Origin of the sequence: Microbacterium proteolyticum, assembly GCF_029639405.1 — a bacterium.
Lineage (GTDB): Bacteria > Actinomycetota > Actinomycetes > Actinomycetales > Microbacteriaceae > Microbacterium.
This window is the reverse complement of record NZ_CP121274.1, coordinates 152470-174270: the sequence shown is the minus strand read 5'-3', so window position 1 is coordinate 174270 and position 21801 is coordinate 152470. Positions and strand designations below refer to the sequence as shown.

Genomic DNA, 21801 nt, shown 5'->3' with positions numbered 1-21801 from the left:
TTCGAGGTTCGACGATCCCCCGAATTCACAGCCCGGCATCGTCCGGGCTGTCCGTGTTGCGAAAAGGACCCTCTGACCGACGTGCTCGACACCGCTTCCCAGCCCGTGATCCCCCCGACCGCCCGCACCGAGCCCTCGGCGACGGGCGCCATCCGCGCGCTCGGAAGCAACCCGGCGACAGCGCCGATCGTGCTGCACCCCGGCGACAGCATCTCGGCGCGACGTCGCGTCCTCTACATCGTCCTGCTGGGCGCCCTGACGGCTCTGGGCCCCTTCACGATCGACCTCTACCTGCCCGCGTTCCCGGTGCTCGAGGCCGACTTCCAGACCTCGGCCGCCGCGATCCAGCTGACCCTCACGGGCACGATGATCGGATTCGCGCTCGGCCAGCTGATCGTCGGACCGCTCAGCGACAAGGTCGGTCGTCGCATCCCGCTGCTGGCGGTCACGGCCCTGCACGTCGCCGCGAGCGTGTTCGCCGCTCTCGCCCCGACCCTCGGCACGCTGTCGATCGCGCGCGTCCTCATGGGGGCCGGTGCGGCGGCGGGCGGCGTCGTCGCCGCCGCCATCGTGCGCGACCTGTTCGGCGGTCGCCGGCTGGTCGTGATGCTCTCGCGCCTCGCCCTGGTCTCGGGTGTCGCACCGGTGCTCGCGCCGCTCGCGGGGTCGTTGCTCCTGTCGGTCATGCCGTGGCGGGGCATCTTCTGGGTGCTCGCGGCGTACGGCACGGTCATGCTCGTCTCGGCGATCGTCTTCCTGCCGGAGACGCTGCCCGCCGCCCGTCGGGGCGGCAAGGGCGCGACCACTGTCTGGCAGCGGTACGCGAGCGTCTTCCGGGACCGGGTGTTCGTCGGTGTCCTCGTCATCGGGGCGATGACCTTCAGCGGACTCTTCTCCTACCTGTCGGCGTCCTCGTTCCTCTTCCAGCAGAGCTACGGCTTCGACGCGCAGCAGTACGGCGTGCTGTTCGCCGCGAACTCCGTGGGGCTCGTCATCGGCGTGCAGATCGCCTCGCGCCTCGCCGCGCGCTTCGGCCCGCAGTGGGTGCTCGCGTTCTCGACCGCCTCGCTCGTGCTGTGGGGCGTCGTGATCGTCGTCTTCGACCAGCTCGGTTTCGGGCTGTGGGGCACGATCATCCCGCTGTTCCTGTTCATGACCTCGTGCGGCTTCACGTTCCCGTGCGCCCAGGTGCTCGCCCTCGACCGCCACGGCAAGGCCGCGGGCACCGCGCAGTCGATCATCGGTGCCGCGAACTTCGGCATCGCGGGCGTCATCTCTCCCGTCGTGGGCCTGCTCGCCACCGGATCGGGGATCACCGCCACGACCATGGCATCCGTGATGGTGGGCTGTGCGGTCCTCGGGGTGCTGGCGCTGTGGCTCCTGGTGCGTCCGCGTACCGTCGAGCGCCTCGCCCCGTGAGGGCCGAACAGTAGCAGAGGGCGAACCGCCCGTCCCGGTGATGCCGGGAGGCCCGGCGGGACGGCATCATGGGGCGATGGACCTGGATGCCGCGCCCCCGCCGTTCGTGACGGTGCGCTCCGAGCGCGTCCGCGCGGTGCTCGGTCTGGTGCTGATCGCGCTCGCGTGCGGGCTCGGGGCCTGGGTGTACTTCCGCGGGCCGAGTCCGTTCGCGATCGACGTGTGGTGGAACCAGCTGTTCGCCTCCGCGCCGATTCAGCCGCTGCTGACGATCGCCCTGGTCATGAACCAGATCGGCGGCTACATCACCGCCATCCTCATCGTGCCGTTGGGGGGAGCGCTCGCGCTCTTCCTCACCGGGCGCCGGTGGACGGCGGTGTACTTCCTGGCCGCGTCCGCGGGGAGCGCCCTTCTCGTGCAGGTGCTCAAGCACACGTTCGGCCGTGCACGCCCCGAGGACATCCTCGTCCTCGCGGACTACGGCTCGTTCCCCTCGGGGCACACCGCGAACGCCGCGACGATCGCGGTGGTCGCCGCCATCGTGTTCCCGACCCTGTGGGTGCGGGTGGCGGGCGGTGCCTGGATCGTCCTCATGGCGTTCAGCCGTACGTACCTGCACGCCCACTGGCTCTCCGACACGGTCGGGGGAGCGCTCGTCGGCGCGGGTGCGGCCCTCGTGCTCGCGGTGGTGTTCTCCCGTCTCCGGGCCCGCGACGATGATCGGGCGACGCTCCGACGCAACCGACGGGTCCCGGATGCCGCGTCCTCCGCGCCGTCCTAGGCTGACGCCATGAGCGACACCGCGCCGTCCGTTCCCGGTCCCGCCGACGACCCCGAGGTCGCCCGACTCCGAGCCGAGGCCGAGGCGGCCGAGGCCGAACTCCGGCTGGCGCGCGCTCGCGCCGATCTCGCCGCGGCGGAGGCGGCGGCCGCGCGGGCCCGTGTCGCCGCCACGCCCGCGGCCGCCCCCGCTCCCGAGACAGCACCCGTGCCCGCTCCCGCCGCTGCTCCCAAGCCCGCGGCGACGCCTGAGCCTCCCGCGCCGGCGCCCGAGCCCGCCGCCGGGCCGCTGACCGACGCGCAGGTCGCGACGATCGCCGCCGGGTACGCCGGGTCCGCTGCAGCCCTCGACCTCGGGGTGCTCGTCAACGGCGGGCCCGTGGCATCCGTCCCCGTCCGGATCCCCCTCGCGATGACCAACCGGCACGGGCTGGTCGCGGGGGCCACGGGAACCGGCAAGACGCGGACGCTGCAGCTGTTGGCCGAGCAGCTGTCGGCGAACGGGGTGCCCGTGTTCGCGGCCGACATCAAGGGCGATCTCTCCGGGGTCGCCGCCCCCGGCGTCTCGAGCGAGAAGCTCCTCGCGCGCACGAGCGCCCTGGGGCAGGACTGGGAGCCGCGGGCCTACCCGACGGAGTTCTACGCCCTCGGCGACGACGCGGCCTCGGGCGTTCCCGTGCGGGCCACCGTGTCGGGGTTCGGTCCGTTGTTGCTCAGCCGCGTGCTCGGTCTGAACGCGACGCAGGAGTCCAGCCTCGGCCTCGTGTTCCACTACGCCGACGAGAAGGGGCTCGCGCTCGTCGACCTGTCGGATCTGCGGTCCGTGCTGACCTTCCTCACCAGCGACGAGGGCAAGAGCGAGCTGAAGGACCTCGGCGGGCTCTCCGGCGCGACCGCGGGTGTCATCCTCCGCGAACTGATCGCGTTCTCGGCGGCCGGCGCCGACACCTTCTTCGGCGAGCCCGAGCTCGACGTGACGGCGTTCCTGCGCACCACCGCCGAGGGCGAGGGCGTCGTGAGTCTCCTCGAGGTGCCGAACGTCGCCTCGCGTCCCGAGCTGTACTCGACGTTCCTGATGTACCTGCTCGCGGAGCTGTACGAGGTGCTGCCCGAGGTCGGCGACCTCGACAAGCCCAAGCTCGTGTTCTTCTTCGACGAGGCGCACCTGCTCTTCCGCGACGCGTCCAAGGCCTTCCTCGCGGCGATCACGCAGACGGTCCGTCTCATCCGCTCCAAGGGGGTCGGCGTCTTCTTCGTGACGCAGACGCCGAAGGACGTGCCGGGCGACGTGCTCGCGCAACTCGGGTCGCGCGTCCAGCACGCCCTCCGCGCCTTCACCCCCGACGATGCGACGGCGTTGCGCGCGTCGGTGCGGACGTATCCCGCGTCGGGGTACGACCTCGAGCGGGTCCTGCAGGAGCTCGGGACGGGCGAGGCGATCGTGACCGTCATGGACGAACGCGGCACCCCGACCCCGGTCGCCTGGACGCGTCTGTTCGCGCCGCGGGCCTCGATGTCGCCGATCCCCGCCGCCGATCTCGCCGCCGCCGTCTCGGCATCCCCCCTGTTCGCCCGGTACGGCACCCCGATCGACCGCGAGTCGGCCCGCGAGATCCTGGCGGCGCGCATGCAGGCGGCGACCGAGGCGCGCGAGGCGGCGGAGCGCGCGAAGCAGGCGGCGGCGACCGAGGCCGAGTACGCGAAGCAGCAGGCTGCGATCGACAAGGCGCACGCCGAGGCTCAGAAGAAGGCGCAGCGCGAGTACGACCGGCTGCTCAAGAGCACCGCGGCGCCGCGTTCGCGCTCCAGCGCTCCGACCGCGCCGCTCGACGACCTGCTCGGCCGGGGGTCGACGAAGACGATCCTCAACGGCGTGATCCGGGGCCTGTTCGGCACCGGTCGCCGTCGCTGAGCTCGCGCGCGAGTCGCCAGGATCTGTCGCTTCGGGCGCCCCGCGGGCGACAATTCCTGGCGACTCACGCGGAGAGCGGCTCAGCCGCGGCGGATGGCGAGCGGCATCGTCGAGGTGTCGATGAGCGGGTCCTCGTCCTGACGCGCCACGACCGCCTCCGCCTCGGCGGGCGTCTCGACGGCGGGCACCGAGCCCAGGAGCGGTCGACGCGCGGTCTCGCGCATCGCGAACAGCGCCACCAGGCCCAGCGCGGCGAAGAACATGATGTAGAACGCGGGCATGAGCGTGTTGCCCGTCCACTCGATGAGCGCCTGGCTGAACAGCGGCGTGGTGCCACCGAACAGGGACACCGCGATGTTGTACGCCACGGCCATCGCTCCGAAGCGCGACGCGGTGGGGAAGAGGGCGGGCAGAGCGGATGCCGAGATCGCGACGTAGAACGCCACCGGCACCGCCGCGAGGGTCAGGGCGATCATCACGGCCCACAGCTCGCCGATCTGCATGATGAGGAACGCGGGGACGAGCAGCACGATCGCCGAACCGGCCGCGATCGCGTAGACGGGCTTCCGTCCGATCCGGTCGCTGAGCCTGCCGATGAGGGGGAGGGTCGCCGACATCACCAGCAGGACGGGAACCGTGGCCACCGCCGCGCCGAGGTTGGAGATGCCCACCTCCTTCTCGAGGTACGTGGGCATGTAGCTCGTGAGCGCGTAGCCGGCGGTGTTGGTCGCGGCGACCAGCGCGATGCCGATGAGCAGCGCGCGCCAGTGGTGCCGGATGATGCCCGCGAGCCCCTGACGGGCCATGGGGTCGTCGGAACCGGCCTCCTGCACGGCCTCGGCGGCGTGCGTCTGCTCGAACGACGGCGTCTCGGGGATGCGCAGGCGGAAGTAGATCGCGACGATGCCGAGGGGGATCGCCAGAAGGAACGGGATCCGCCAGCCGTAGTCGACCATCGCACTCTCACCCGAGACCGCGGTGGTGATGGCGGTCGTCGCGGCCACCGCTGAGGCGCCCGCGGCGAAGCCGACGTACGAGCCCACGTCCAGCCACGACGACCAGAACCCCCGCGTGCGATCGGGGGAGAACTCCGAGACGTAGGTCGTCGCGCCGGCGTACTCGCCGCCGGTCGAGAAGCCCTGCACCATCTTCAGCAGGTACAGCGGCACGATCGCCCACAGCCCGATCGCGGAGGAGGTCGGCAGAATGCCGATGAGCGCGGTGGCCGTGGCCATCATCGCCATCGTCAGGAACAGCACCTTCTGCCGCCCGATGCGGTCGCCCAGCGGACCGAGCACGAACCCGCCGAACGGGCGGACAAGGAAGGAGATCGCGAAGCCCAGCAGCGTCACCAGCAGTCCCCACGGCTCGGGCAGATCGGAGGTGAAGACCACGGCCAACGTCACGGCCAGGTAGCCGTAGATGCCGAAGTCGAACCACTCCATGAAGTTGCCGACGACGGTGCCGCCGATGGCCGTGCGCACGCGCTTCTTGTCGACGACGATGACGTCGTCGACCTCGAGTCGGGGGGTTCCGGATGCCGCGGGGGGAAGCTGGCTCATACCTCCACCCCTACCGGGATCGGCGCGCTATTTCCAGTCGAGGTCGGTCGCCGCCCGGGTGTGTTAGCCCGCGTGAGTCGCCAGGATGTGTCGCTCAGGACGGCCCTCAGGCGACGAATCCTGGCGACTCACGCGTCAAGAGAACGACAGGATGTTGTCACCCCACGCGCGCCGCAGCTCGCCGTCGAGGTCGTCGACGACCACATCGTGGCGGTCGATCACGAGGGTCGCGCGGGTGTCTCCCGCGTCGGCGGCGAACGCCGGCCACGCGGGGGCATCGGGCGCCGACGGCTCGTCGCCGCGCGCGAACGCGGTCCAGCGCGCCTGCATCCGCGCCGAGATCAGTTCCGCCACCCGTCGACCGCCGAGACGGAAGGTGAGGTCCTTCGGGCCGCTCACGAGATTGCCCCACAGGTAGGGCAGCTCGGTGGCGTGCGTGGCACCGAGGCCGATGAGGCGCAGGAACGGCGAGGCGTGGTCGAAGCGGTACAGGTACACCGGTGCGACGGTGGAATGACCCTCGGCGACCCACAGCGTGGGCAGCCGGAAGCCGATGTCGCGTGCCACCCCCAGCCCGATCGCGCGGTGACGGACGTGCTCGTACGCGGTGAGCACCTGCTCTCGGGTCGGCAGCTCGACACCGGTGTTCTCGGCCGCCATGTCGGCGAACATCTGGTCGATCCGGTCGCCCGTGATGGGGATCAAGGGCGACTTCATGAACGAGAACAACGAGGCCTCGTCCTTGTTCGTCCCGATCATCACCGGCACGGGGATGCCGCGGCCCGCGCGGAGCGCATCGATCGGGGCCTCCGGGAGCAGATCGCCGTCGACGACGGGCGCGAACGCGAGGGTGCCGGGGTCGGTGGTGGGGACCTCGGCGTACACGGCCTTGCCCGCGGCCACGATCGCCTCGACCGAGGCGGAGCGGACGGCGGAGGCCGCGCCGGCGTCATCGGGGTCGATGCCGAGCCGGGTGAGGAAGCTGCGGGCCACTTTCTGCGCCCGCGTCGTGCCGTACACGCTCGAGGCCGGGGACGACTGCGCGATCGCGCGGTGGAACAGGCCCCGCGCGGACGGTGTCGCCAGGAGGGTGGTCACCAGCCCGCCGCCCGCCGACTCGCCGAACACCGTGACCCGGTCGGGGTCGCCGCCGAAGGACGCGACGTTGCGCTTCACCCAGCGCAGAGCCAGCAGCACGTCCTTGAGCGCCAGGTTGCCGTCGAAACCGCCGTCGGGCACCGCGCCCGAGAGGTCGAGGAAGCCGAGGGCGCCCAGACGGTAGTTGACCGTGACCACGACGACCTCGCCCGTGGACACCATCGACGTGGCGTCGTACAGGGGCTGGCTCGACGACCCGAAGGTGTAGGCGCCGCCGTGCAGCCACACCATGACCGGCCGGGGCGACTCCGCGGAGGCGGCCGGTGCCCACACGTTCAGGGACAGGCAGTCCTCGTCCTCCACGGCCGCGTCGCCGAGCGGCACGGCGGGGTTCAGGGGCTGGGGACAGACGGGGCCGAAGGCGGTGGCATCCACTTCTCCCTCGGCATCCGGGGCGGGGAGGGGGTCGCGCCAGCGGCGATCGCCCGTGGGGGCGACGGCGAAACGGATGCCGCGCCAGGAGAGCACCGAGCGGTCGAGGAGGCCCCGGAAGGTTCCGGCGGGAGCGGTGACGGTGACGGGAGCGTCCATGGGGGTCCTCACACGGTGAGCTGGCGGATCAGATGGGCGGCCTCGGTGGAGGCCAGGACCGCGAAGAGCACGGTCATGATGACGGCATTGTGGGCGATCATCTCGTCCTTGAGGCGGCGCAGCGCCGCAACGATGCCGGGCAGCCCGGTCGCGGCGAGCACCGTGGGGACGATGAGCGTCAGCGATCCCGCCACAGCGAGCGCGACGCACAGCAGCACCGTCGCCGCCATCGGAAGGTGCGCCGTCCCCAGGACCGCGCCGCCCTTGAGCTCGAGGGGGATGTTCTTGCTGTTGGTCGCCGCCATCAGCAGGCCGAGACCGGCTGCGCGCGCCGGAGTGATGGCATCCACCGCGGAAAGCCACCCGGGCGTCGCGGGCGGGGTCCCCGGCTTCGGGCGGCCGAGCCAGCTCACGAGGGCGAAGGCGGCGAAGCCGACCGTGAGCAGCGCCGTGAGGATCAGGACGACGATCTTGCCGCCGCTCCCGTGGGACGCGGAGGACGCACCGGCGGACGTGATCGCGCCCACGGCCACCACCGCGAGGGTCACGGCGAGGAACGCGCCCGTGTACGCGGGCGCAGCGGTGCGGCCGCGGGCCGAGAGCAGGATCGCGACGACGGCGACGATCGGCAGCGGCGAGATCGCCATGCCGACCGCGAGGGGCAGGAGGGAGGAGAGTTCGGACATCGGGGCCGACGCTACGCGCTGCGGTCGACCCGACCACCGGAATGTTCGGTCCACACGACAGAACCCGCTGGCGCCGGGTCGTGGGCGACCAGGAAGAGCGCTTCGAGCTCCGCGTCGCCGCCGCGCGCCGCCAGACGGGCGCCCAGGCGGTCGGCCCGCGAGCCCGGCCTCAGGCGCGCCCCCGCGACGGGGGTGCCCGGCGAGATCACTCGCACGCGCAGACGCGGACCGGCCGCCGTCGCCGTGAGACGTACCTCGACGCGCGCGGTCCGCACGCGCGCGTGCTTGGCGGCGTTGAGCAGCCCCTCGGCCACGACGTCGATGACATCGTCGGCGAGCGCGGGGTCGGCGTTCAGCGCGGCGGCCGCGTCGTCGGCGACCTCCCCGTCGACGGGCATCGCCGCCCCCCAGGTCCGGAGCAGGGGGCCGAGGGAGGTCGCGCGCGGGGCGGGGGTGTCGAACACGCTCCGCACGGCGGCCGCGAGCGGAAGCATCCCGGCGCGGAATCCGGCCACCTCGGCGGGGCCGGCATCCGGATGCCGCAGCGTGAAGTGCACCGCCGCGCCCTGGGCGTCGGCGTGCACGAGGTCGGCCGCGCGGTGCAGGCCCGCCCGGACCCGGCGCGTGCCGAGGTCGTCGGCGCGTCCCCGGTCCGCGATCGCACTCGACAGCCGCCGGCGTTCCACCCGGAGGCGGTGGAGTCCGCCACGACCCAGGGCGAGCGCGAGGGCGAGCGCCGGGTAGGTCAGGGCGGGTACGGCCGCGAGCGGCAGCGTGACGCCCTGCAGCATCGCGACGGCCGTGAGCGCCTGCCCGACGAGCACGGCGGATGCGACGAAGACGAGGGTCCGGGCACGCGGGCGTCGAGCGAGCGGGGGCACCCGGGCGACGAGGTCGGCCGCCGACCCGCACGCGAGGGCCCCGACCACCCCGAGCAGGAGATCCGCCGGGGCGACGCTGCGAAGGGCGTAGGGGAGGACGGCGACCCCGTACAGCAGCGCTGTCGTCCCGATGGGCGGGAGGCGCAGGGGGAGCGGCGTCCGCACCCGCGGGCGGTCATCCACGAGCCCGCCGGCGACCGGGGTCGTGGGCGCCGCGTCGGCGCGCGCGGAGAGGTCGCGCGCGTGGGTGCGGAGAGCGGATGCCAGGGCTCGGACGTCCGCGACGGTGTCCAGTCGCGCGGTCTCGAGGGTGTCCGCGACGGCCGCGACCGCGGCCCTAGCCTCGGCGGTGTAGTGGCGCACGCGCGCAGCGCCGTCGTCCCACTGCGCGAGGACCTGGGCGAGCAGGGCATTGGTCTCGCGTGTCGAGCGGACGATGTCGACGAGCACGGCGGTCGCCACCAGGGCGATCGTCCACACCAGGAGATTCGTGGCTGCCCGCAACGGAGCATCTGCGGGGGGCAGCACGGCGAGTCCGGCGGCGTGCGAGACCGCATCCAGCAGGAGGGGGCGTCCGAGGGCGGTGGCGACGAGCGCTCCGGCGACGAGCGACGCTCGTGCGCGCGGGCGGCCGAGGGCGCGCTCGGCCAGCCCCACCCCGACCCACACGGCGCAGGAGATCGCCGCCGTCACCGTCGCGACCAGAGCACGTTCTGCGGGCGACAGCCCCGCGGGGAGCGGCGCCAGGACGGTCAGCGACACCGCGGCGATCGCGACGAAGGTCCAGCGCGTGACGAACCGGCTGCCGGAGAGCGCGCGGTCCACCGCCCGCAGCAGCGTCCTCACCCGACGGGGCCGAACTCGGCGAGGTAGAGCGCGCTCGCCCGGACGCGCGGGTTCGTCCCCGCCGCGCCGAGGCCGAGCCGCGAGAAGATGCGGCTCACCGCGCGCTCGACCGCGCGCGTCGTCGTGTCCCGCTCGCGCGCGATCTGCTCGTTCGACCATCCGCGCGCGACGAGGGCGAGCACCTCGACCTGCCGGCGGGTGAGCCCGGCCAACGGGGAGGCGCGCTGCGGCACCGGGGGAGCGGGCGGTGTCGTCGTGCGCAGCGCCGCCTCGATGGCATCCACCACGACGTCGGCGGAACTGACGTCGAGCTTGGACACGAACACCGCGCGGGTCGGGCCGGGGCGTCCGGCACCCGCGACCGCGCCCGGGAAGCTGCTGAGGAAGACGACGGCGAGGTGCGGGGCGAGACCGGTGAGCATCGTGGCCAGTTCGACGCCGGAGGGCCGCGACCCGAGGTCGATGTCGGTCACCAGCACATCGGGATCCGTGTCCGTGAAGAGGCCGGTCGCCTCGGCGGCGTCGGCCGCGCCGGTGACCTCGAAACCGCGGTGCGCGAGCATGTCGCACAGCAGGACACGCATCGCCGGCTGATCTTCCACGACGAGCACGCGACGCACCCACGCGGTCTCCACGCACTCACACTATCGACGTCAAGCCCCCTCGGATGTCGGGGGCCGGGCGTACCTTTTCGGCATGAGCGAGCTGTCCGCCCCCACCGGTCGTGAACCCGCCCTCGTCGCGCACCCCCGCCCCGACGGGTCCGCGCCGCGCGCGCTCGTCCTCGGCGCGACCGGCTATCTCGGCGGGCGTCTCGTGCCCCGCCTCCTCTCGGCCGGATATCGGGTGCGGGTGCTCGCCCGCGACGCCCGGCGCGTCGAGGCGTTCCCCTGGGGCCACGACGTCGAAACGGTCGAGGGCGACGCGACCGACGCGGCGGCAGTCGCCCATGCCGTCGACGGCGTCGACGTGCTCTACTACCTCATCCACTCGATGGGCGGCGGGCGCGACTTCGAGGACACCGACCGTCGCGCGGCCCGCACCGTCGCCGACGCCGCCGCGGCGGCATCCGTCTCCCGCATCGTCTACCTGGGCGGACTCCACCCCGACGACGCGCCGCTGTCGGCGCACCTGCGCTCGCGCGTCGAGGTGGGCGAGATCCTGCTCGCCAGCGGCGTGCCCGCGCTCGTGCTGCAGGCCGGCGTCGTGATCGGTTCGGGGTCGGCGTCGTTCGAGATGGTGCGGCACCTCACCGACGTCCTGCCCTACATGCCGGCGCCGAAGTGGGTGCGCAACCGCATCCAGCCGATCGCCGTGCGCGACGTGCTGCACTACCTGCTCGGCGCCGCGCGCGTGGCCCCCAACGTCAACCGCGCCGTCGACATCGGCGGACCCGACGTGCTGCGCTACGGGCAGATGATGAACGGCTACGCCCTCGAAGCGGGGCTGCACCAGCGCGCCATCGCGTCGCTGCCCGTCCTCACGCCGCGCCTGGCGTCGCACTGGGTGAACCTCGTGACCCCCATCCCCAAGTCGATCGCGCGCCCGCTCGTGGAGTCGCTGCAGAACGACTGCGTCGTGAAGGACCGCTCGGTCGACGACCTCGTGCCACGCCCCGAGGGCGGGTTGATGCCGTACCGCGAGGCCGTCCGGCGCGCGCTCGGCCGCGTGAACGACGACGCGATCGAGACCAGCTGGCAGGACTCCGAGGTCTCCGGCGCCCCCAGTGACCCGCTCCCCAGCGACCCCGAATGGGCGGGGCGCCTCGTGTACACCGACGAGCGCACCATGCGCACGAGCGCGAGCCCCGCGCAGCTGTGGTCGGTCATCGAGGGCATCGGCGGCGAGAACGGGTGGTACTCCTCCCCGCTCCTGTGGGCGATCCGCGGGTGGATGGACCGCCTCGTGGGCGGCGTCGGACTCGCGCGCGGGCGCCGGAGCCGTAGTGTCGTCACCGTCGGCGACGCGCTCGACTTCTGGCGCGTCGAGGCGATCGAGCCCGGCCACCTGCTGCGCCTCCGCGCCGAGATGAAGGTCCCGGGCGGTGCGTGGCTCGAGCTGCGCGCGAGCCCCGAGGGCGAGGGGGCGCGGTTCGACCAGCGCGCACTCTTCTTCCCCACGGGTCTCGCGGGGCGCCTGTACTGGCTGTCGGTGCTGCCGTTCCACGGGCTCATCTTCAGCGGCATGGCGCGGCGCATCACCGCGGCCGCCGAGTCGGTGCAGCGTGACGATCCGGAGCCGAAGGCGAAGGCCGGGCGCATCCCGCCGGAGGTCCCCGAGGTCGAGACGATCCCGTCCGCGGCCGACACGCGCGCCTAGGCTGGGACGGTGCCGTACACCGCCCGCGTGATCACCGTTTCCGACCGCTCCGCCGCCGGGCTCCGCGAGGATCGCGGCGGACCGCTGGCGGTGTCGCTGCTGCGGGAGGCGGGGTTCGACTGCGACGACCCCGTCGTCGTGCCCGACGGCGCCGACAACGTCGAGGCCGCCGTGCGCGGAGCGGTCGCGACGGGCGCCGCACTCGTCGTCACCACCGGCGGCACCGGCATCGCGCCCACCGACCGCACCCCCGAGGGCACCGCGCGCGTCCTCGATCGGGAACTCCCCGGCATCGCCGAGGAGCTCCGGCGCCGTGGCCTCGCCGACACCCCGCTCGCGGTGATCTCGCGCGGCCTCGCCGGGATCGTCGACCCCGCGACCCTCGTCGTCAACCTCCCGGGCTCCACGCGCGCCGTGGCATCCGGGATCGCGGTTCTCGCCGAGCTGGCCCCGCACGTCCTCGATCAACTCTCCGGAGGAGACCACTCATGAGCGCCGTCCGCATCGCCCAGCTGTCCGAGGAACCGCTCGATCTCGACGTGCACCTGCGCGCCGTCGAGGACGACGCCTCGGGGGCCGTCACGACGTTCGTCGGGCGCGTCCGCAACACCGACCCGGATGCCACGGATGCCGTCGTCGCGCTGGAGTACAGCGCGCACCCCGACGCGCCCGCCGCGCTTCACCGCATCGCCGAGGAGGCCGCCGCGGGCACCGACGCGATCGTGGCCGTGAGTCACCGCGTCGGCCGGCTCGGCGTGGGCGATGCCGCCGTCATCATCGCGGTGGCCTCGGGTCACCGCGCGGCGGCGTTCGAGGTGTGCCGCACCGTCATCGAGACGATCAAGACCGACCTCCCCGTGTGGAAGCGCCAGGTCGAGGCCGACGGCACGACGGCGTGGAAGGGGCTCGGCGGGTAGCGGCGAGCGGCGAGGCTGAGCCCGCGCGTCATACCTCCGCGAGGCGGGCCCCGCCGGTCGGGCGTCGGGCGATCGTCCGGCGGAGTGCCGAGACCGCCGAGGCGATCAGAAGGACGGCTGCGGCGGCGGCTGTGGCCACGGCGATGACCGTCTCGGTGTGCGGTGTGGTGTCGTAGGAGGAGCTGCCGACGACGGCCGGGGCGATCACGAAGCAGGCGAAGAAGTATCCCGGCACGGTGGTCATCAACAGCAGCGCGAAGGTGAGCGCGGTCGCCGGCGCCGACCGGATGCTCACCGCGACGAGGACGATGAGACCCGCGAAGGCGACGACACTGAAGAGGATGATCGGCCACTGGAGGAACGTGGGCGCCCCGAGGACACCGGAAGCGAGCGCGTGCACACCGGTGAGGCCGAGGCCCACTGCCGTTGACACCGCGGCCATCCTCGAGAGGCCGTGTGCGGGGCCGTGCCCTCGGCCGACGAGTACGAGCACGCCCGCGGCCAGCAGAAGGTAGCCCGCCCCGAACCACTGCGCGGCTGCCCCGATGTTCTCCCACGGGTCGGCGGGGTAGGAGTAGTCGAAGAGATGGTCTTCGATCCAGCGATCCCGGCGCGTCCACGTCGTCAGGGCGACCAACCATCGTTCGGCTGCGGCGATGTACTGCAGAGCAGCCGAGCCGAGCAGGAATGCGGCCGCGCTCACCTGCCTACGCGGATCGACGGCCGGTCGAAAGAGGATCCTCCCCATGGCAGCAGGCTACGGCTGATGCATGCGGCACGGGCTGAACATCGGGTGACGCGTGAGCACGGCCACCCGGGGTGTCACCCGCCGGCGAACGGCGGCAGAACGTCGACGTGCGCGACCCCGGCGAGGGGCGCGTCGTCGTCGCGGCGCTCGCCGTCGACGATCACGGCGCAGCGGTCCAGGATGCCGACGAGCGCGGGGTGGGCGGCGAGCACCGCCGCGCGCAGCGCCGCGAGCGAGGATTCCCCGCGGTCCTCGGCATCCGTTCCCGCAGCCTCCGCCGCGGCGGCGAAGTAGCGCACCCGCACGCTCACGCGGGCTCCCCGGGACGATGCCAGTCGCCGGACTTGCCGCCGGTCTTGGCGACGATGCGCACGTTCTCGATGAACGTGCCCTTGTCGAGACCCTTCACCATGTCGACGATGGCGAGGGCGGCGACCGAGACGCTCGTGAGCGCCTCCATCTCGACTCCGGTGCGGTCGGCGGTGCCGACGGTGGCCTCGATCTCGACACCGTCGTCGACGATCTCCAGGTCGACCGAGGCGCGGTGCACGCCGATCACGTGCGCGAGGGGCAGGAGCGTCGGCGTCGACTTCGCGGCCTGGATGCCGGAGATCCGCGCCACGGCCAGCACATCGCCCTTCGGTGCCGTCCCGTCGCGGAGGGCGGCGACCACCTCGGGCGCGCACCGGACGAACCCGCGCGCCGTGGCGGTGCGGACGGTGGGCTGCTTGGCGGTGACGTCGACCATGCGGGCGTGGCCCGCGGCATCCAGGTGGGTGAAGGTCATGGAATCAGCATGACATCGACGGGATCGCCGACGGCGACGGCGGACACCTCGGCGGGGACGATCGCGAACGCCTCGGCGCGCGCGAGGGACGCCGCGAGGTGCGAGCCGGAGCCGCCCGCGGTGGCGGGGCGAACAGTGCCGGCGACGAGGTCGATCGCGGCGGGGAGGTACTGGCGGCGACCGGGCGGGGTCTTCCACGGTTCGGACGCGGTGAGCCGGGCGCGACGGCGGTCGATGGTCGCGCGGCCCTGCAGGGCGAGGAGGGCGGGGCGCACGAACACCTCGAACGACACCGCGACGCTCACGGGGTTGCCGGGCAGCCCGAACACGAGGCGGCCGTCGTCGAGCACGCCGAACGCCTGCGGCTTGCCGGGCTGCATCGCGACCTTCACGAAGGCGATCCTCTCGGAGAGGGCCTGCCGCACCGGTTCGTACGCCCCCGCGCTCACACCGCCCGTGAAGATGACGACGTCGACACCGTCCTCGCGCGCGAGGACACCGTCGACCGTGCCGGCCTCGTCGGTGACGTGCGCGACGAGGACGACCTCGGCGTCGGCGTTCGCGACGAGGGAGGCCAAGAGGGTGGAGTTCGAGTCGGGCGTCTGACCGCGGCCCGGAGCGAGTCCCGGCGGCACGAGCTCGCTTCCCGTCGACACCACGGCGACCCGCGGCCGGCGGCGCACCTCGACGCGGTCGACACCCGCGGCCGCGACGGCCGCGAGCGCGTACGGTCCCAGCCGCTCGCCCGCCGCCAGCACGACGTCGCCCGTGCGCACGTCGCCTCCGCGGCGGCGGATGAACGCCCCCGCGGCGGCGGGCGCACGCCGTACCTCGACGGTGCCGAGCGAGTCGGCGAGGCCGCCCGTGGTGTCCTCGAACGGGACGATGGCGTCGGCGCCGGTGGGTACGGGCGCACCCGTCATGATCCGCACCGCTTCGCCCGGGCCGAACGCCGGATCGTCGTCGGATCCCGCCGGCAGGTCGGCGACCACTCGCAGTGACACGGGGGAATCGGCATCCGCGCCCTCGACGTCGGCGAAACGCACGGCGAACCCGTCCATCGAGGAGTTGTCGTCGCCGGGGAGGTCGTGGCGGGCGTGCACGTCCGCGGCGAGCGTGCGGCCCGCAGCCTCGGCGAGCGAGACGGTCTCGACGGGCAGAGGCTCCACGGCGGCGAGGACGCGCGCGCGGTGCTCTTCGACGGTGAGCAGATCGGTCACGGGGTCCTCCGGGGCGCGAGCGGGACGATGTCGTGGCGGGAGCGCAGGGCGTCGATGACGACGAGGCGTCCGAGGAGTGGTTCGCCCGCGCCGGTGATCAGCTTGATCGCCTCGGTCGCGAGCAGCCCGCCGACCTGCACGCACAGCGCGCCGAGCACGCCCACCTGCGCGCACGTCGGCGGCTCACCGACCGAGTCGGGCGGGAACACGTCGCCGAGCGTCACAGGGGCGTGCCCCTCGGGCGGCCGCGACCAGAACACCGTGGCCTGGGCCGACCACTCCTGCACGGCGCCCCACACCAGCGGCATCCCGAGCTCGTCGGTCGCGGATGCCACGGCGCTGCGGGTGTCGAACGTGTCGCTGCCGTCGATGACGACGTGGGCTCCGCCGAGGAGATCCCGGGCGTTCTGGGGGGTGAGGCGGGAGTTCTCCTCGCGCACCTGCGTGAGGGGCGAGAGGTCGCGGATCGCCCGGGCGGCGGATGACGTCTTGGGCGCGCCGATGTCGTCCACGCGGTGCATCAGCTGACGCTGCAGGTTCGTGCGCTCGACGACGTCGTCGTCGATCACGATCAGTTCGCCGACGCCGGCGGCGGCGAGGGCGAGCAGCACGGGTGACCCGAGTCCCCCCGCGCCGACGACCGCGATGCGCGCGGCCGCGAGACGGCGCTGTCCTTCTTCGCCGATCCCGGCGAGGACGGCGTGCCGGGCCGTGCGGATGAGTTCTTCGGGGGCGAGGGATGCCACCGGCTCAACGAGCGGGATCATCCGCCGATCGCGCTCATCGTGCGCTCCGGCTGGACGAAGTCGGCACGCGCCAGGCCGACGCGGTCGGAACCGTGGGCGCGGGGCTTGCGCCACATGGCATCCCGCCAGATCTGTGCGAGGTCGGCGTCGCTCGCGCCGTCGCGCAGCGCCGTGAGAAGGTCGGTCTCTTCGTGCGAGAAGAGGCACGAGCGGACGCGGCCGTCGGCGGTGACGCGCGTGCGGGTGCACGCGGCGCAGAACGGTTCGGTGACCGAGGAGATGATGCCGACGTGCCCGGCCAGGGTGCGGTCTCCGCGGCGTCGCACCTCCCAGCGTTCGGCCGGCGCGGCACCCCGACCGCGGGGGTCGCCCTCGAGGTCGAACACGTCCTCGAGGGCGGCGCGGATCTCGCGGGCCGGCACGACCTGCGTCTCGGTCCACGACCGGTCGCCGTCGAGCGGCATGTCCTCGATGAAGCGCATCTCGTAGCCGTGGGTGACCGCCCAGTCCACCAGCGGCACGATCTCGGTGTCGTTGATCCCGCGCAGCAGCACCGCATTGATCTTGATGGGCCCGAGGCCCACGGCCTGGGCTGCCTCGAGCCCCGCGAGCACCTTGTCGAGGTGCGGGCGGCGGGTGAGCTCGGCGAAGGTCTCGGGGTGCAGCGTGTCGAGCGAGGCGTTCAGGCGCGTGAGTCCGGCGTCCTTGAGCGCCCGCGCACGGCGGTCGAGCCCCACGGCGTTCGTCGTCATCGCGATCGGCAGATCGGGGTGATCGAAGCGGATGCGGGCGATGACGTCCTCGAGGTCTTTGCGCACGAGCGGTTCGCCGCCCGTCAGGCGCAGCTCCTCGGCCCCGAGGGCGCGGACGGCGACGCGGACGATGCGAGCGATCTCCTCGCCGGTCATCAGCTGCTGCTGCGGCATCCACGGCAGACCCTCGGCGGGCATGCAGTACGTGCAGCGCAGGTTGCACTTGTCGATCACCGACACGCGCAGGTCGCGGGCGACGCGGCCGAACCGGTCCAGCAGGCCCCCCTCGCGGGGGGCTCCGGTCTCGCGCACGGCATCCATGGGTCGAGCCTAGGCGAGTGGGGGAGGCCCGGGGTCGCTGTGCGAGGGGTCGCGGCGCTAGCGTCATGACATGCCGAACACCTTCCGCATCGCGCCCGCCGCGCGGCTGCTCGGAGTGAGCGACGACACCGTGCGCCGCTGGATCGACCAGGGGCTCCTCCCCACCACCGGCGCCACGCCCACGGAGATCCCCGGCGAAGCTCTCGCCGCCCGCGCCGTCGCCCTCGCCGACGAGCCCGACGACCCCACCGGGGTGTCCTCGAGCGCCCGCAACCGCTTCGTCGGCATCGTCACACGGGTGCGCGTCGACGGGGTGATGGCGCAGGTCGATCTGCAGTGCGGTCCGCACCGCGTGGTCTCGCTCATGTCGGCCGAAGCCGCGGAGGAGCTCGCTCTCGAGCCCGGCGCTCTGGCGGTCGCCTCGGTGAAGGCGACGGTCGTGACGGTGGAGACCCCCCGCGCCTGAGGTGTCGCGAATACGGCTTACAACGACCCTATGGTCCGCAGATGAGGAACAATGGATGCCGCGGCCGTCGGTGTCGCCGAAAGGACCTCTCATGCGACGCCCCCTCCGCCTCGCCGCGCTCCTCGCCGCCGGCGCCCTGCTCGCCGGCTGCGCCGCTCCGGCCGCCTCGTCCGCTCCCTCGGCATCCGCCGACGGACTCTCCGGCACCGTCGAGGTGTACGCGGCGGCGTCGCTGCAGCGGTCGTTCGACCAGATCGCCCAGGCGTTCGAGACCCGGCACCCCGGCGTCACGGTGACCGCGGTGTACGACGGCTCCAGCACGCTGGCCACCCAGATCGGCGAGGGAGCGCCCGCCGACGTCTTCGCCTCGGCCGACGAGAAGAACATGGCGAAGGTCGCCGACCGGGCCCCCGAGCCGCAGATCTTCGCGGGCAACACCCTGGTCGTCGCGGTGCCCACCGGCAACCCCGGGAAGGTGCAGAGCCTCGCCGACCTCGCGCGCGTGACCACGGTGCTGTGCGCGGCGGAGGTGCCGTGCGGCGCCGCATCGCAGACGTTGCTGTCGAACGCCGGTGTCGCCGTGACCCCGGCCAGCGCCGAGCAGAACGTCACCGCCGTGCTCACCAAGGTCGCCGCCGGCGAGGCGGACGCGGGCCTGGTGTACGCCACCGACGTGGTGGGCCGCACCGACGTCGCGTCGATCGTGCCGGAGGGGGCGGATGCCGTGGTCAACCGCTACCCGATCGCCGCGCTGGCCGATGCTCCGAACCCCGCCGCGGCCGCCGCGTTCGTCGACTTCGTGCTGTCGGCGGACGGGCAGAAGATCCTCGCCGACGCGGGGTTCCGGGCTCCGTGAAAGGGGCAGGCTACGTTCCCCGCTGGCTGATCGTGCCGGCGGTCATCGGGCTGCTCTTCCTCCTCGTCCCGCTCACCGCGCTCGTCGCGCGGGTGGAATGGTCCACGCTGATCGCCGACGTCACCTCACCGACGGCGCTGCAGGCCCTCGGCCTGTCCCTGGGCACCGGGGCGGTGGCGACGCTCGTGTGCGCCGCTGTCGGCATCCCGCTCGCCCTCCTCATCGCGCGGAGCTCCCCCCGGACCGCGGCCCTCCTCCGGGCGCTCGTGACGGTTCCGCTCGTGCTCCCGCCGATGGTCGGCGGCGTCGCGCTCCTCTACCTCTTCGGCCGCAACGGCTGGTTCGGCGCGCTGGGCCTGCCGTTCACCACGACCGCGGTCGTGCTCGCGCAGGTGTTCGTGGCGCTGCCGTTCCTCGTGCTCGCCGTGGAGGGGGCGCTGCGCAGCACGGGCGTCGAGATCGAGCGGACCGCGGCCTCGCTCGGTGCCTCGCGGGTGACGATCCTGCGGCGGGTGACCCTGCCTCTGGCCGCACCGGGCATCGTCGCCGGCATCGTGCTGTGCTTCGCCCGCGCGATCGGCGAGTTCGGCGCCACCGCCCTGTTCGCCGGCAACCGGCCGGGCGTCACGCAGACCATGCCCCTCGCGATCTACACCGCGTTCAACGGTGGCGGCGTCGGCCAGGGCACCGCGGTCGCGCTCGCGCTCCTGCTGCTGGTGACGGCGATCGCGGTGCTGCTGCTCGTCCGCGGCTGGCGGCCTCCCGTGGGGGCGTCATGAGCGCCGCGCTGTCCGCGCACGTCGTGGTGCAGCGGCGGGCGTTCCGCGTGGACGTCGCGTTCGACGTCGCCCCGGGAGAGACGCTGGCCATCATGGGGCGCAGCGGCGCGGGGAAGTCCACGGTGCTCGAGGCGCTCGCGGGGCTCCAGCGGCTCGACGGCGGCGAGATCGCGCTCGACGGACGCGTGATCGACCGTTTCGCGCCCCCGCGGGTGCGCACCGACCCGATGCGGCGCGGCATCGTGCTGCTCGGGCAGGATGCGCGGCTCTTCCCGCACCTCTCGGTGCGCGAGAACGTCGCCTTCGGTCCCCGCGCGGCCGGCGTCGCGGTCGCCGATGCCCGCGCGGACGCCGACGCGTGGCTCGCCCGTGTCGGGCTCCCGGGGGTCGGGGACCGTCGGCCGGCCGAGCTCTCCGGCGGCGAGCAGCAGCGGGTGGCGGTGGCCCGCGCCCTCGCCGCGCGACCGCGGGCCGTGCTCCTGGACGAACCGCTCGTCGCGCTGGATGCCGTGACCGCCGCCGAGATCCGCACGATGCTGCGGGACGCCCTCGACGGAGTCACCGCCGTCGCCGTCACCCACGACGCCGTCGACGCCGCGATCCTCGCCGACCGGCTGCTCATCGTCGAGGCGGGACGGGCGACCCAGCTCGGACCGGTGCGCGAGGTGCTCTCGGCACCGGCGTCGGAGGTCGCGGCACGCATCGCCGGCCTCGAGCGCGTCGACGGCACAGCCTCCGCCGGAAGCTGGGTGCTCGGCGACCTCCGGCTCGCGTCGACGGATGTTAGATCCCGCGCGCTCGCGGCGGAGGCCGGGCGCGCGATCGCCGCCGTGTTCCGGGCGGCGGACGTACGCGTGGGGGAGTCCGCGGTCAACGCGTGGCGCGCACGGGTGGTGCGACTGGAGCCGACTCCGACCGGTGTGCGGCTCCTCGCCGATGTCGGTGCCGCGGAGATCGACGCGGTGACGGCGGCCGACCTGGCGGCGGGAGACGTCGTGACCCTGTCGATTCCGCCGGATCGCGTGCGGTTCGTCGCGGCATCCTGACGCGCGCGTCACGGCATCGTCAGATGCACAACGGACCGCCCAGATCGACGGTGCGTCCGTTCAGCGTGTAATCGCCCTCCGCGCACAGCAAGGTGTCCGGCGTCGGACGGACGATCAGCGGAGTGTAGGCACCCTGGACGTCGTGTTCGGTGGCTTCCATCCGCAGGGGTCCCGTGGGAGCTGTCAGAGGGTAGATCGCGATCGTCACGGTATTCCCCGCGCCCTGCGCGTCGTAGCGAGTGAGACGCCCCCATCCGGCCTGGCATTTGTCGGACCAGATGATCTCGAGCAGGGAGTCGCCCGCTCGTGTGTCCGAGGTCGCGACGGCCGCGTCGTCGATGCAGGGCGTCGTAGCGGGGTCCACGCCGTTCGCCACCGTGATCTGCGGCTCGCCGATCCGCGGTGCGGTGACGGCGGAGACCACGGCGACGCCCCCGAGGGTGCCGAGGACACCGACCGTGAACGCGGCGACCGAGAGGAGCGCGGCGTTGCGGCGGGTGACGGTCCGCGCGGCCGGAGTCTCGCCGGAGGGTGTCGTCGCGGCATCGCTCTCGCGGGCCGCGCGGGCGAGCGCCCGTCGACGCCGGAGGAGGGCCTCCGGATCCTCGTCGAGCGCGCTCACGAGCGCCGACACCGTGCGTTCCGTCGGCAGAGTGCGGCCGGCGAACGCATCCGACAGGACGCTGCGCGAGATTCCGGTCCGATGCTGCAGATTCACCAGGGTGGGGCTTCCCGCATCCAGACGCAGTCGGCGCAGCTCTCCCGCGAAGTCGCGGATCGGATCATCCTCGCCGGATTCCGTGGATGCCGTCGTTTCCGTGCTCTCGTCCACCGCGTCTCCCCCTGACGACATGAACTTCTTTTCCGAGTTCGTCCGGAACGGATCCTTCCGGACGCTTTCGAGAACCTACATGGGGAATCCTCCCCATGGGGGCGCGGCGGGAAAAGCGCTTTCGTGGGGGGAAGCGGAGGGGACCCATGGGGGGCGATGTGACAGGCGGGGGCGAGACCGGGGGGCCGACGTCCATCCCGTCGGCAGGGCTCCAGTTGGAGTACTGCGGGGAATGGA

The 21801-nt window shown here is 73.1% G+C and carries 22 protein-coding genes; 10 read left to right on the top strand and 12 right to left on the bottom strand.

Annotation, left to right across the window (positions count from 1 at the left end; translation table 11 throughout):
- The first annotated feature begins 81 nt into the window (after positions 1-81).
- From P8R59_RS01670 to P8R59_RS01660, 3 genes are all read left to right on the top strand, one after another.
- Positions 82-1419 carry a multidrug effflux MFS transporter gene (locus P8R59_RS01670; RefSeq protein ID WP_278102445.1) on the top strand — a complete coding sequence of 446 codons (1338 nt, stop codon included), beginning with the start codon at positions 82-84 and terminating at the stop codon, positions 1417-1419.
- A gap of 76 nt (positions 1420-1495) precedes the next feature.
- The gene (locus tag P8R59_RS01665) at positions 1496-2200 is read left to right on the top strand and encodes a phosphatase PAP2 family protein (RefSeq protein ID WP_278102444.1); all 705 of its coding nucleotides are present in this window, start codon (positions 1496-1498) and stop codon (positions 2198-2200) included.
- Positions 2201-2209: 9 nt separating this feature from the next.
- Positions 2210-4111, top strand: coding sequence for a helicase HerA-like domain-containing protein (locus P8R59_RS01660; protein ID WP_278102443.1), 1902 nt, complete (start codon positions 2210-2212; stop codon positions 4109-4111).
- Between the two features lie 80 nt (positions 4112-4191).
- On the opposite strand, the gene P8R59_RS01655 is transcribed toward P8R59_RS01660, so the two are convergent.
- The 5 genes from P8R59_RS01655 to P8R59_RS01635 all read right to left on the bottom strand — a co-directional run bounded on the left by P8R59_RS01655 (position 4192) and on the right by P8R59_RS01635 (position 10410).
- On the bottom strand, positions 4192-5673 hold the full coding sequence (locus P8R59_RS01655) for an MFS transporter (protein WP_278102442.1): 1482 nt from the start codon (positions 5671-5673) through the stop codon (positions 4192-4194).
- A 135-nt stretch (positions 5674-5808) separates the two neighbouring features.
- Entirely contained in the window at positions 5809-7362 is a 1554-nt protein-coding gene (locus P8R59_RS01650; protein WP_278102441.1) for a carboxylesterase/lipase family protein, read from the bottom strand.
- Between the two features lie 8 nt (positions 7363-7370).
- A complete protein-coding gene (locus tag P8R59_RS01645; RefSeq protein ID WP_278102440.1) occupies positions 7371-8048 on the bottom strand; it encodes a GAP family protein in 678 nt (225 codons plus the stop codon).
- Between the two features lie 11 nt (positions 8049-8059).
- Positions 8060-9775, bottom strand: a complete 1716-nt coding sequence (locus tag P8R59_RS01640) for a hypothetical protein (protein ID WP_278102439.1) — start codon at positions 9773-9775, stop codon at positions 8060-8062.
- Positions 9772-10410 carry a response regulator gene (locus tag P8R59_RS01635; RefSeq protein ID WP_278102438.1) on the bottom strand — a complete coding sequence of 213 codons (639 nt, stop codon included), beginning with the start codon at positions 10408-10410 and terminating at the stop codon, positions 9772-9774. The genes P8R59_RS01640 and P8R59_RS01635 overlap by 4 nt, the downstream gene beginning before the upstream one ends.
- 61 nt (positions 10411-10471) lie before the next feature.
- On the opposite strand from P8R59_RS01635, the gene P8R59_RS01630 reads away from it, so the two are divergent.
- The 3 genes from P8R59_RS01630 to P8R59_RS01620 are packed head-to-tail and all read left to right on the top strand — an operon-like array spanning position 10472 to position 13011.
- The gene (locus P8R59_RS01630) at positions 10472-12094 is read left to right on the top strand and encodes an SDR family oxidoreductase (RefSeq protein WP_278102437.1); all 1623 of its coding nucleotides are present in this window, start codon (positions 10472-10474) and stop codon (positions 12092-12094) included.
- A gap of 9 nt (positions 12095-12103) precedes the next feature.
- Positions 12104-12586 carry a MogA/MoaB family molybdenum cofactor biosynthesis protein gene (locus tag P8R59_RS01625; RefSeq protein WP_278102436.1) on the top strand — a complete coding sequence of 161 codons (483 nt, stop codon included), beginning with the start codon at positions 12104-12106 and terminating at the stop codon, positions 12584-12586.
- Entirely contained in the window at positions 12583-13011 is a 429-nt protein-coding gene (locus P8R59_RS01620; RefSeq protein ID WP_278102435.1) for a molybdenum cofactor biosynthesis protein MoaE, read from the top strand. The genes P8R59_RS01625 and P8R59_RS01620 overlap by 4 nt, the downstream gene beginning before the upstream one ends.
- 28 nt (positions 13012-13039) lie before the next feature.
- Here the strand turns inward: P8R59_RS01620 and P8R59_RS01615 are convergent, their stop codons facing one another.
- From P8R59_RS01615 to moaA, 6 genes are all read right to left on the bottom strand, one after another.
- Entirely contained in the window at positions 13040-13714 is a 675-nt protein-coding gene (locus P8R59_RS01615) for a hypothetical protein (RefSeq protein WP_278102434.1), read from the bottom strand.
- A gap of 119 nt (positions 13715-13833) precedes the next feature.
- On the bottom strand, positions 13834-14070 hold the full coding sequence (locus P8R59_RS01610; protein WP_278102433.1) for a MoaD/ThiS family protein: 237 nt from the start codon (positions 14068-14070) through the stop codon (positions 13834-13836).
- On the bottom strand, positions 14067-14546 hold the full coding sequence (gene moaC / locus P8R59_RS01605) for a cyclic pyranopterin monophosphate synthase MoaC (protein WP_077052274.1): 480 nt from the start codon (positions 14544-14546) through the stop codon (positions 14067-14069). Before moaC ends, P8R59_RS01610 begins: the two co-directional genes overlap by 4 nt.
- Entirely contained in the window at positions 14543-15766 is a 1224-nt protein-coding gene (locus tag P8R59_RS01600; RefSeq protein WP_278102432.1) for a molybdopterin molybdotransferase MoeA, read from the bottom strand. The genes moaC and P8R59_RS01600 overlap by 4 nt, the downstream gene beginning before the upstream one ends.
- Positions 15763-16533: a HesA/MoeB/ThiF family protein gene (locus P8R59_RS01595; protein WP_278102431.1), complete on the bottom strand. Its 771-nt coding sequence runs from the start codon at positions 16531-16533 to the stop codon at positions 15763-15765. The genes P8R59_RS01600 and P8R59_RS01595 overlap by 4 nt, the downstream gene beginning before the upstream one ends.
- Positions 16530-17585 carry a GTP 3',8-cyclase MoaA gene (moaA, locus tag P8R59_RS01590; protein ID WP_278102430.1) on the bottom strand — a complete coding sequence of 352 codons (1056 nt, stop codon included), beginning with the start codon at positions 17583-17585 and terminating at the stop codon, positions 16530-16532. Before moaA ends, P8R59_RS01595 begins: the two co-directional genes overlap by 4 nt.
- A gap of 70 nt (positions 17586-17655) precedes the next feature.
- On the opposite strand from moaA, the gene P8R59_RS01585 reads away from it, so the two are divergent.
- The 4 genes from P8R59_RS01585 to P8R59_RS01570 all read left to right on the top strand — a co-directional run bounded on the left by P8R59_RS01585 (position 17656) and on the right by P8R59_RS01570 (position 20732).
- A complete protein-coding gene (locus P8R59_RS01585; RefSeq protein ID WP_077052270.1) occupies positions 17656-18051 on the top strand; it encodes a TOBE domain-containing protein in 396 nt (131 codons plus the stop codon).
- 91 nt (positions 18052-18142) lie between these two features.
- Positions 18143-18907 (top strand): molybdate ABC transporter substrate-binding protein, encoded by a 765-nt coding sequence (gene modA / locus P8R59_RS01580; protein WP_278102429.1) that lies wholly within the window; start codon positions 18143-18145, stop codon positions 18905-18907.
- On the top strand, positions 18904-19686 hold the full coding sequence (modB, locus tag P8R59_RS01575) for a molybdate ABC transporter permease subunit (protein WP_278102428.1): 783 nt from the start codon (positions 18904-18906) through the stop codon (positions 19684-19686). Before modA ends, modB begins: the two co-directional genes overlap by 4 nt.
- Entirely contained in the window at positions 19683-20732 is a 1050-nt protein-coding gene (locus tag P8R59_RS01570; protein ID WP_278102427.1) for a sulfate/molybdate ABC transporter ATP-binding protein, read from the top strand. Before modB ends, P8R59_RS01570 begins: the two co-directional genes overlap by 4 nt.
- 19 nt (positions 20733-20751) lie before the next feature.
- Here P8R59_RS01570 and P8R59_RS01565 read toward each other — a convergent pair whose 3' ends face one another.
- The gene (locus P8R59_RS01565) at positions 20752-21564 is read right to left on the bottom strand and encodes a DUF2690 domain-containing protein (RefSeq protein ID WP_278102426.1); all 813 of its coding nucleotides are present in this window, start codon (positions 21562-21564) and stop codon (positions 20752-20754) included.
- Between the last annotated feature and the right edge of the window lie 237 nt (positions 21565-21801).

Coding starts and splice junctions, on each gene's coding strand:
- P8R59_RS01665 (WP_278102444.1), top strand. CDS start 1,496: ATGGACCTGGATGCCGCGCCCCCGCCGTTCGTGACGGTGCGCTCCGAG.
- P8R59_RS01660 (WP_278102443.1), top strand. CDS start 2,210: ATGAGCGACACCGCGCCGTCCGTTCCCGGTCCCGCCGACGACCCCGAG.
- P8R59_RS01655 (WP_278102442.1), bottom strand. CDS start 5,673: ATGAGCCAGCTTCCCCCCGCGGCATCCGGAACCCCCCGACTCGAGGTC.
- P8R59_RS01650 (WP_278102441.1), bottom strand. CDS start 7,362: ATGGACGCTCCCGTCACCGTCACCGCTCCCGCCGGAACCTTCCGGGGC.
- P8R59_RS01645 (WP_278102440.1), bottom strand. CDS start 8,048: ATGTCCGAACTCTCCTCCCTCCTGCCCCTCGCGGTCGGCATGGCGATC.
- P8R59_RS01630 (WP_278102437.1), top strand. CDS start 10,472: ATGAGCGAGCTGTCCGCCCCCACCGGTCGTGAACCCGCCCTCGTCGCG.
- P8R59_RS01620 (WP_278102435.1), top strand. CDS start 12,583: ATGAGCGCCGTCCGCATCGCCCAGCTGTCCGAGGAACCGCTCGATCTC.
- moaC (WP_077052274.1), bottom strand. CDS start 14,546: ATGACCTTCACCCACCTGGATGCCGCGGGCCACGCCCGCATGGTCGAC.
- P8R59_RS01595 (WP_278102431.1), bottom strand. CDS start 16,533: ATGATCCCGCTCGTTGAGCCGGTGGCATCCCTCGCCCCCGAAGAACTC.
- moaA (WP_278102430.1), bottom strand. CDS start 17,585: ATGGATGCCGTGCGCGAGACCGGAGCCCCCCGCGAGGGGGGCCTGCTG.
- P8R59_RS01585 (WP_077052270.1), top strand. CDS start 17,656: ATGCCGAACACCTTCCGCATCGCGCCCGCCGCGCGGCTGCTCGGAGTG.
- modA (WP_278102429.1), top strand. CDS start 18,143: ATGCGACGCCCCCTCCGCCTCGCCGCGCTCCTCGCCGCCGGCGCCCTG.
- P8R59_RS01570 (WP_278102427.1), top strand. CDS start 19,683: ATGAGCGCCGCGCTGTCCGCGCACGTCGTGGTGCAGCGGCGGGCGTTC.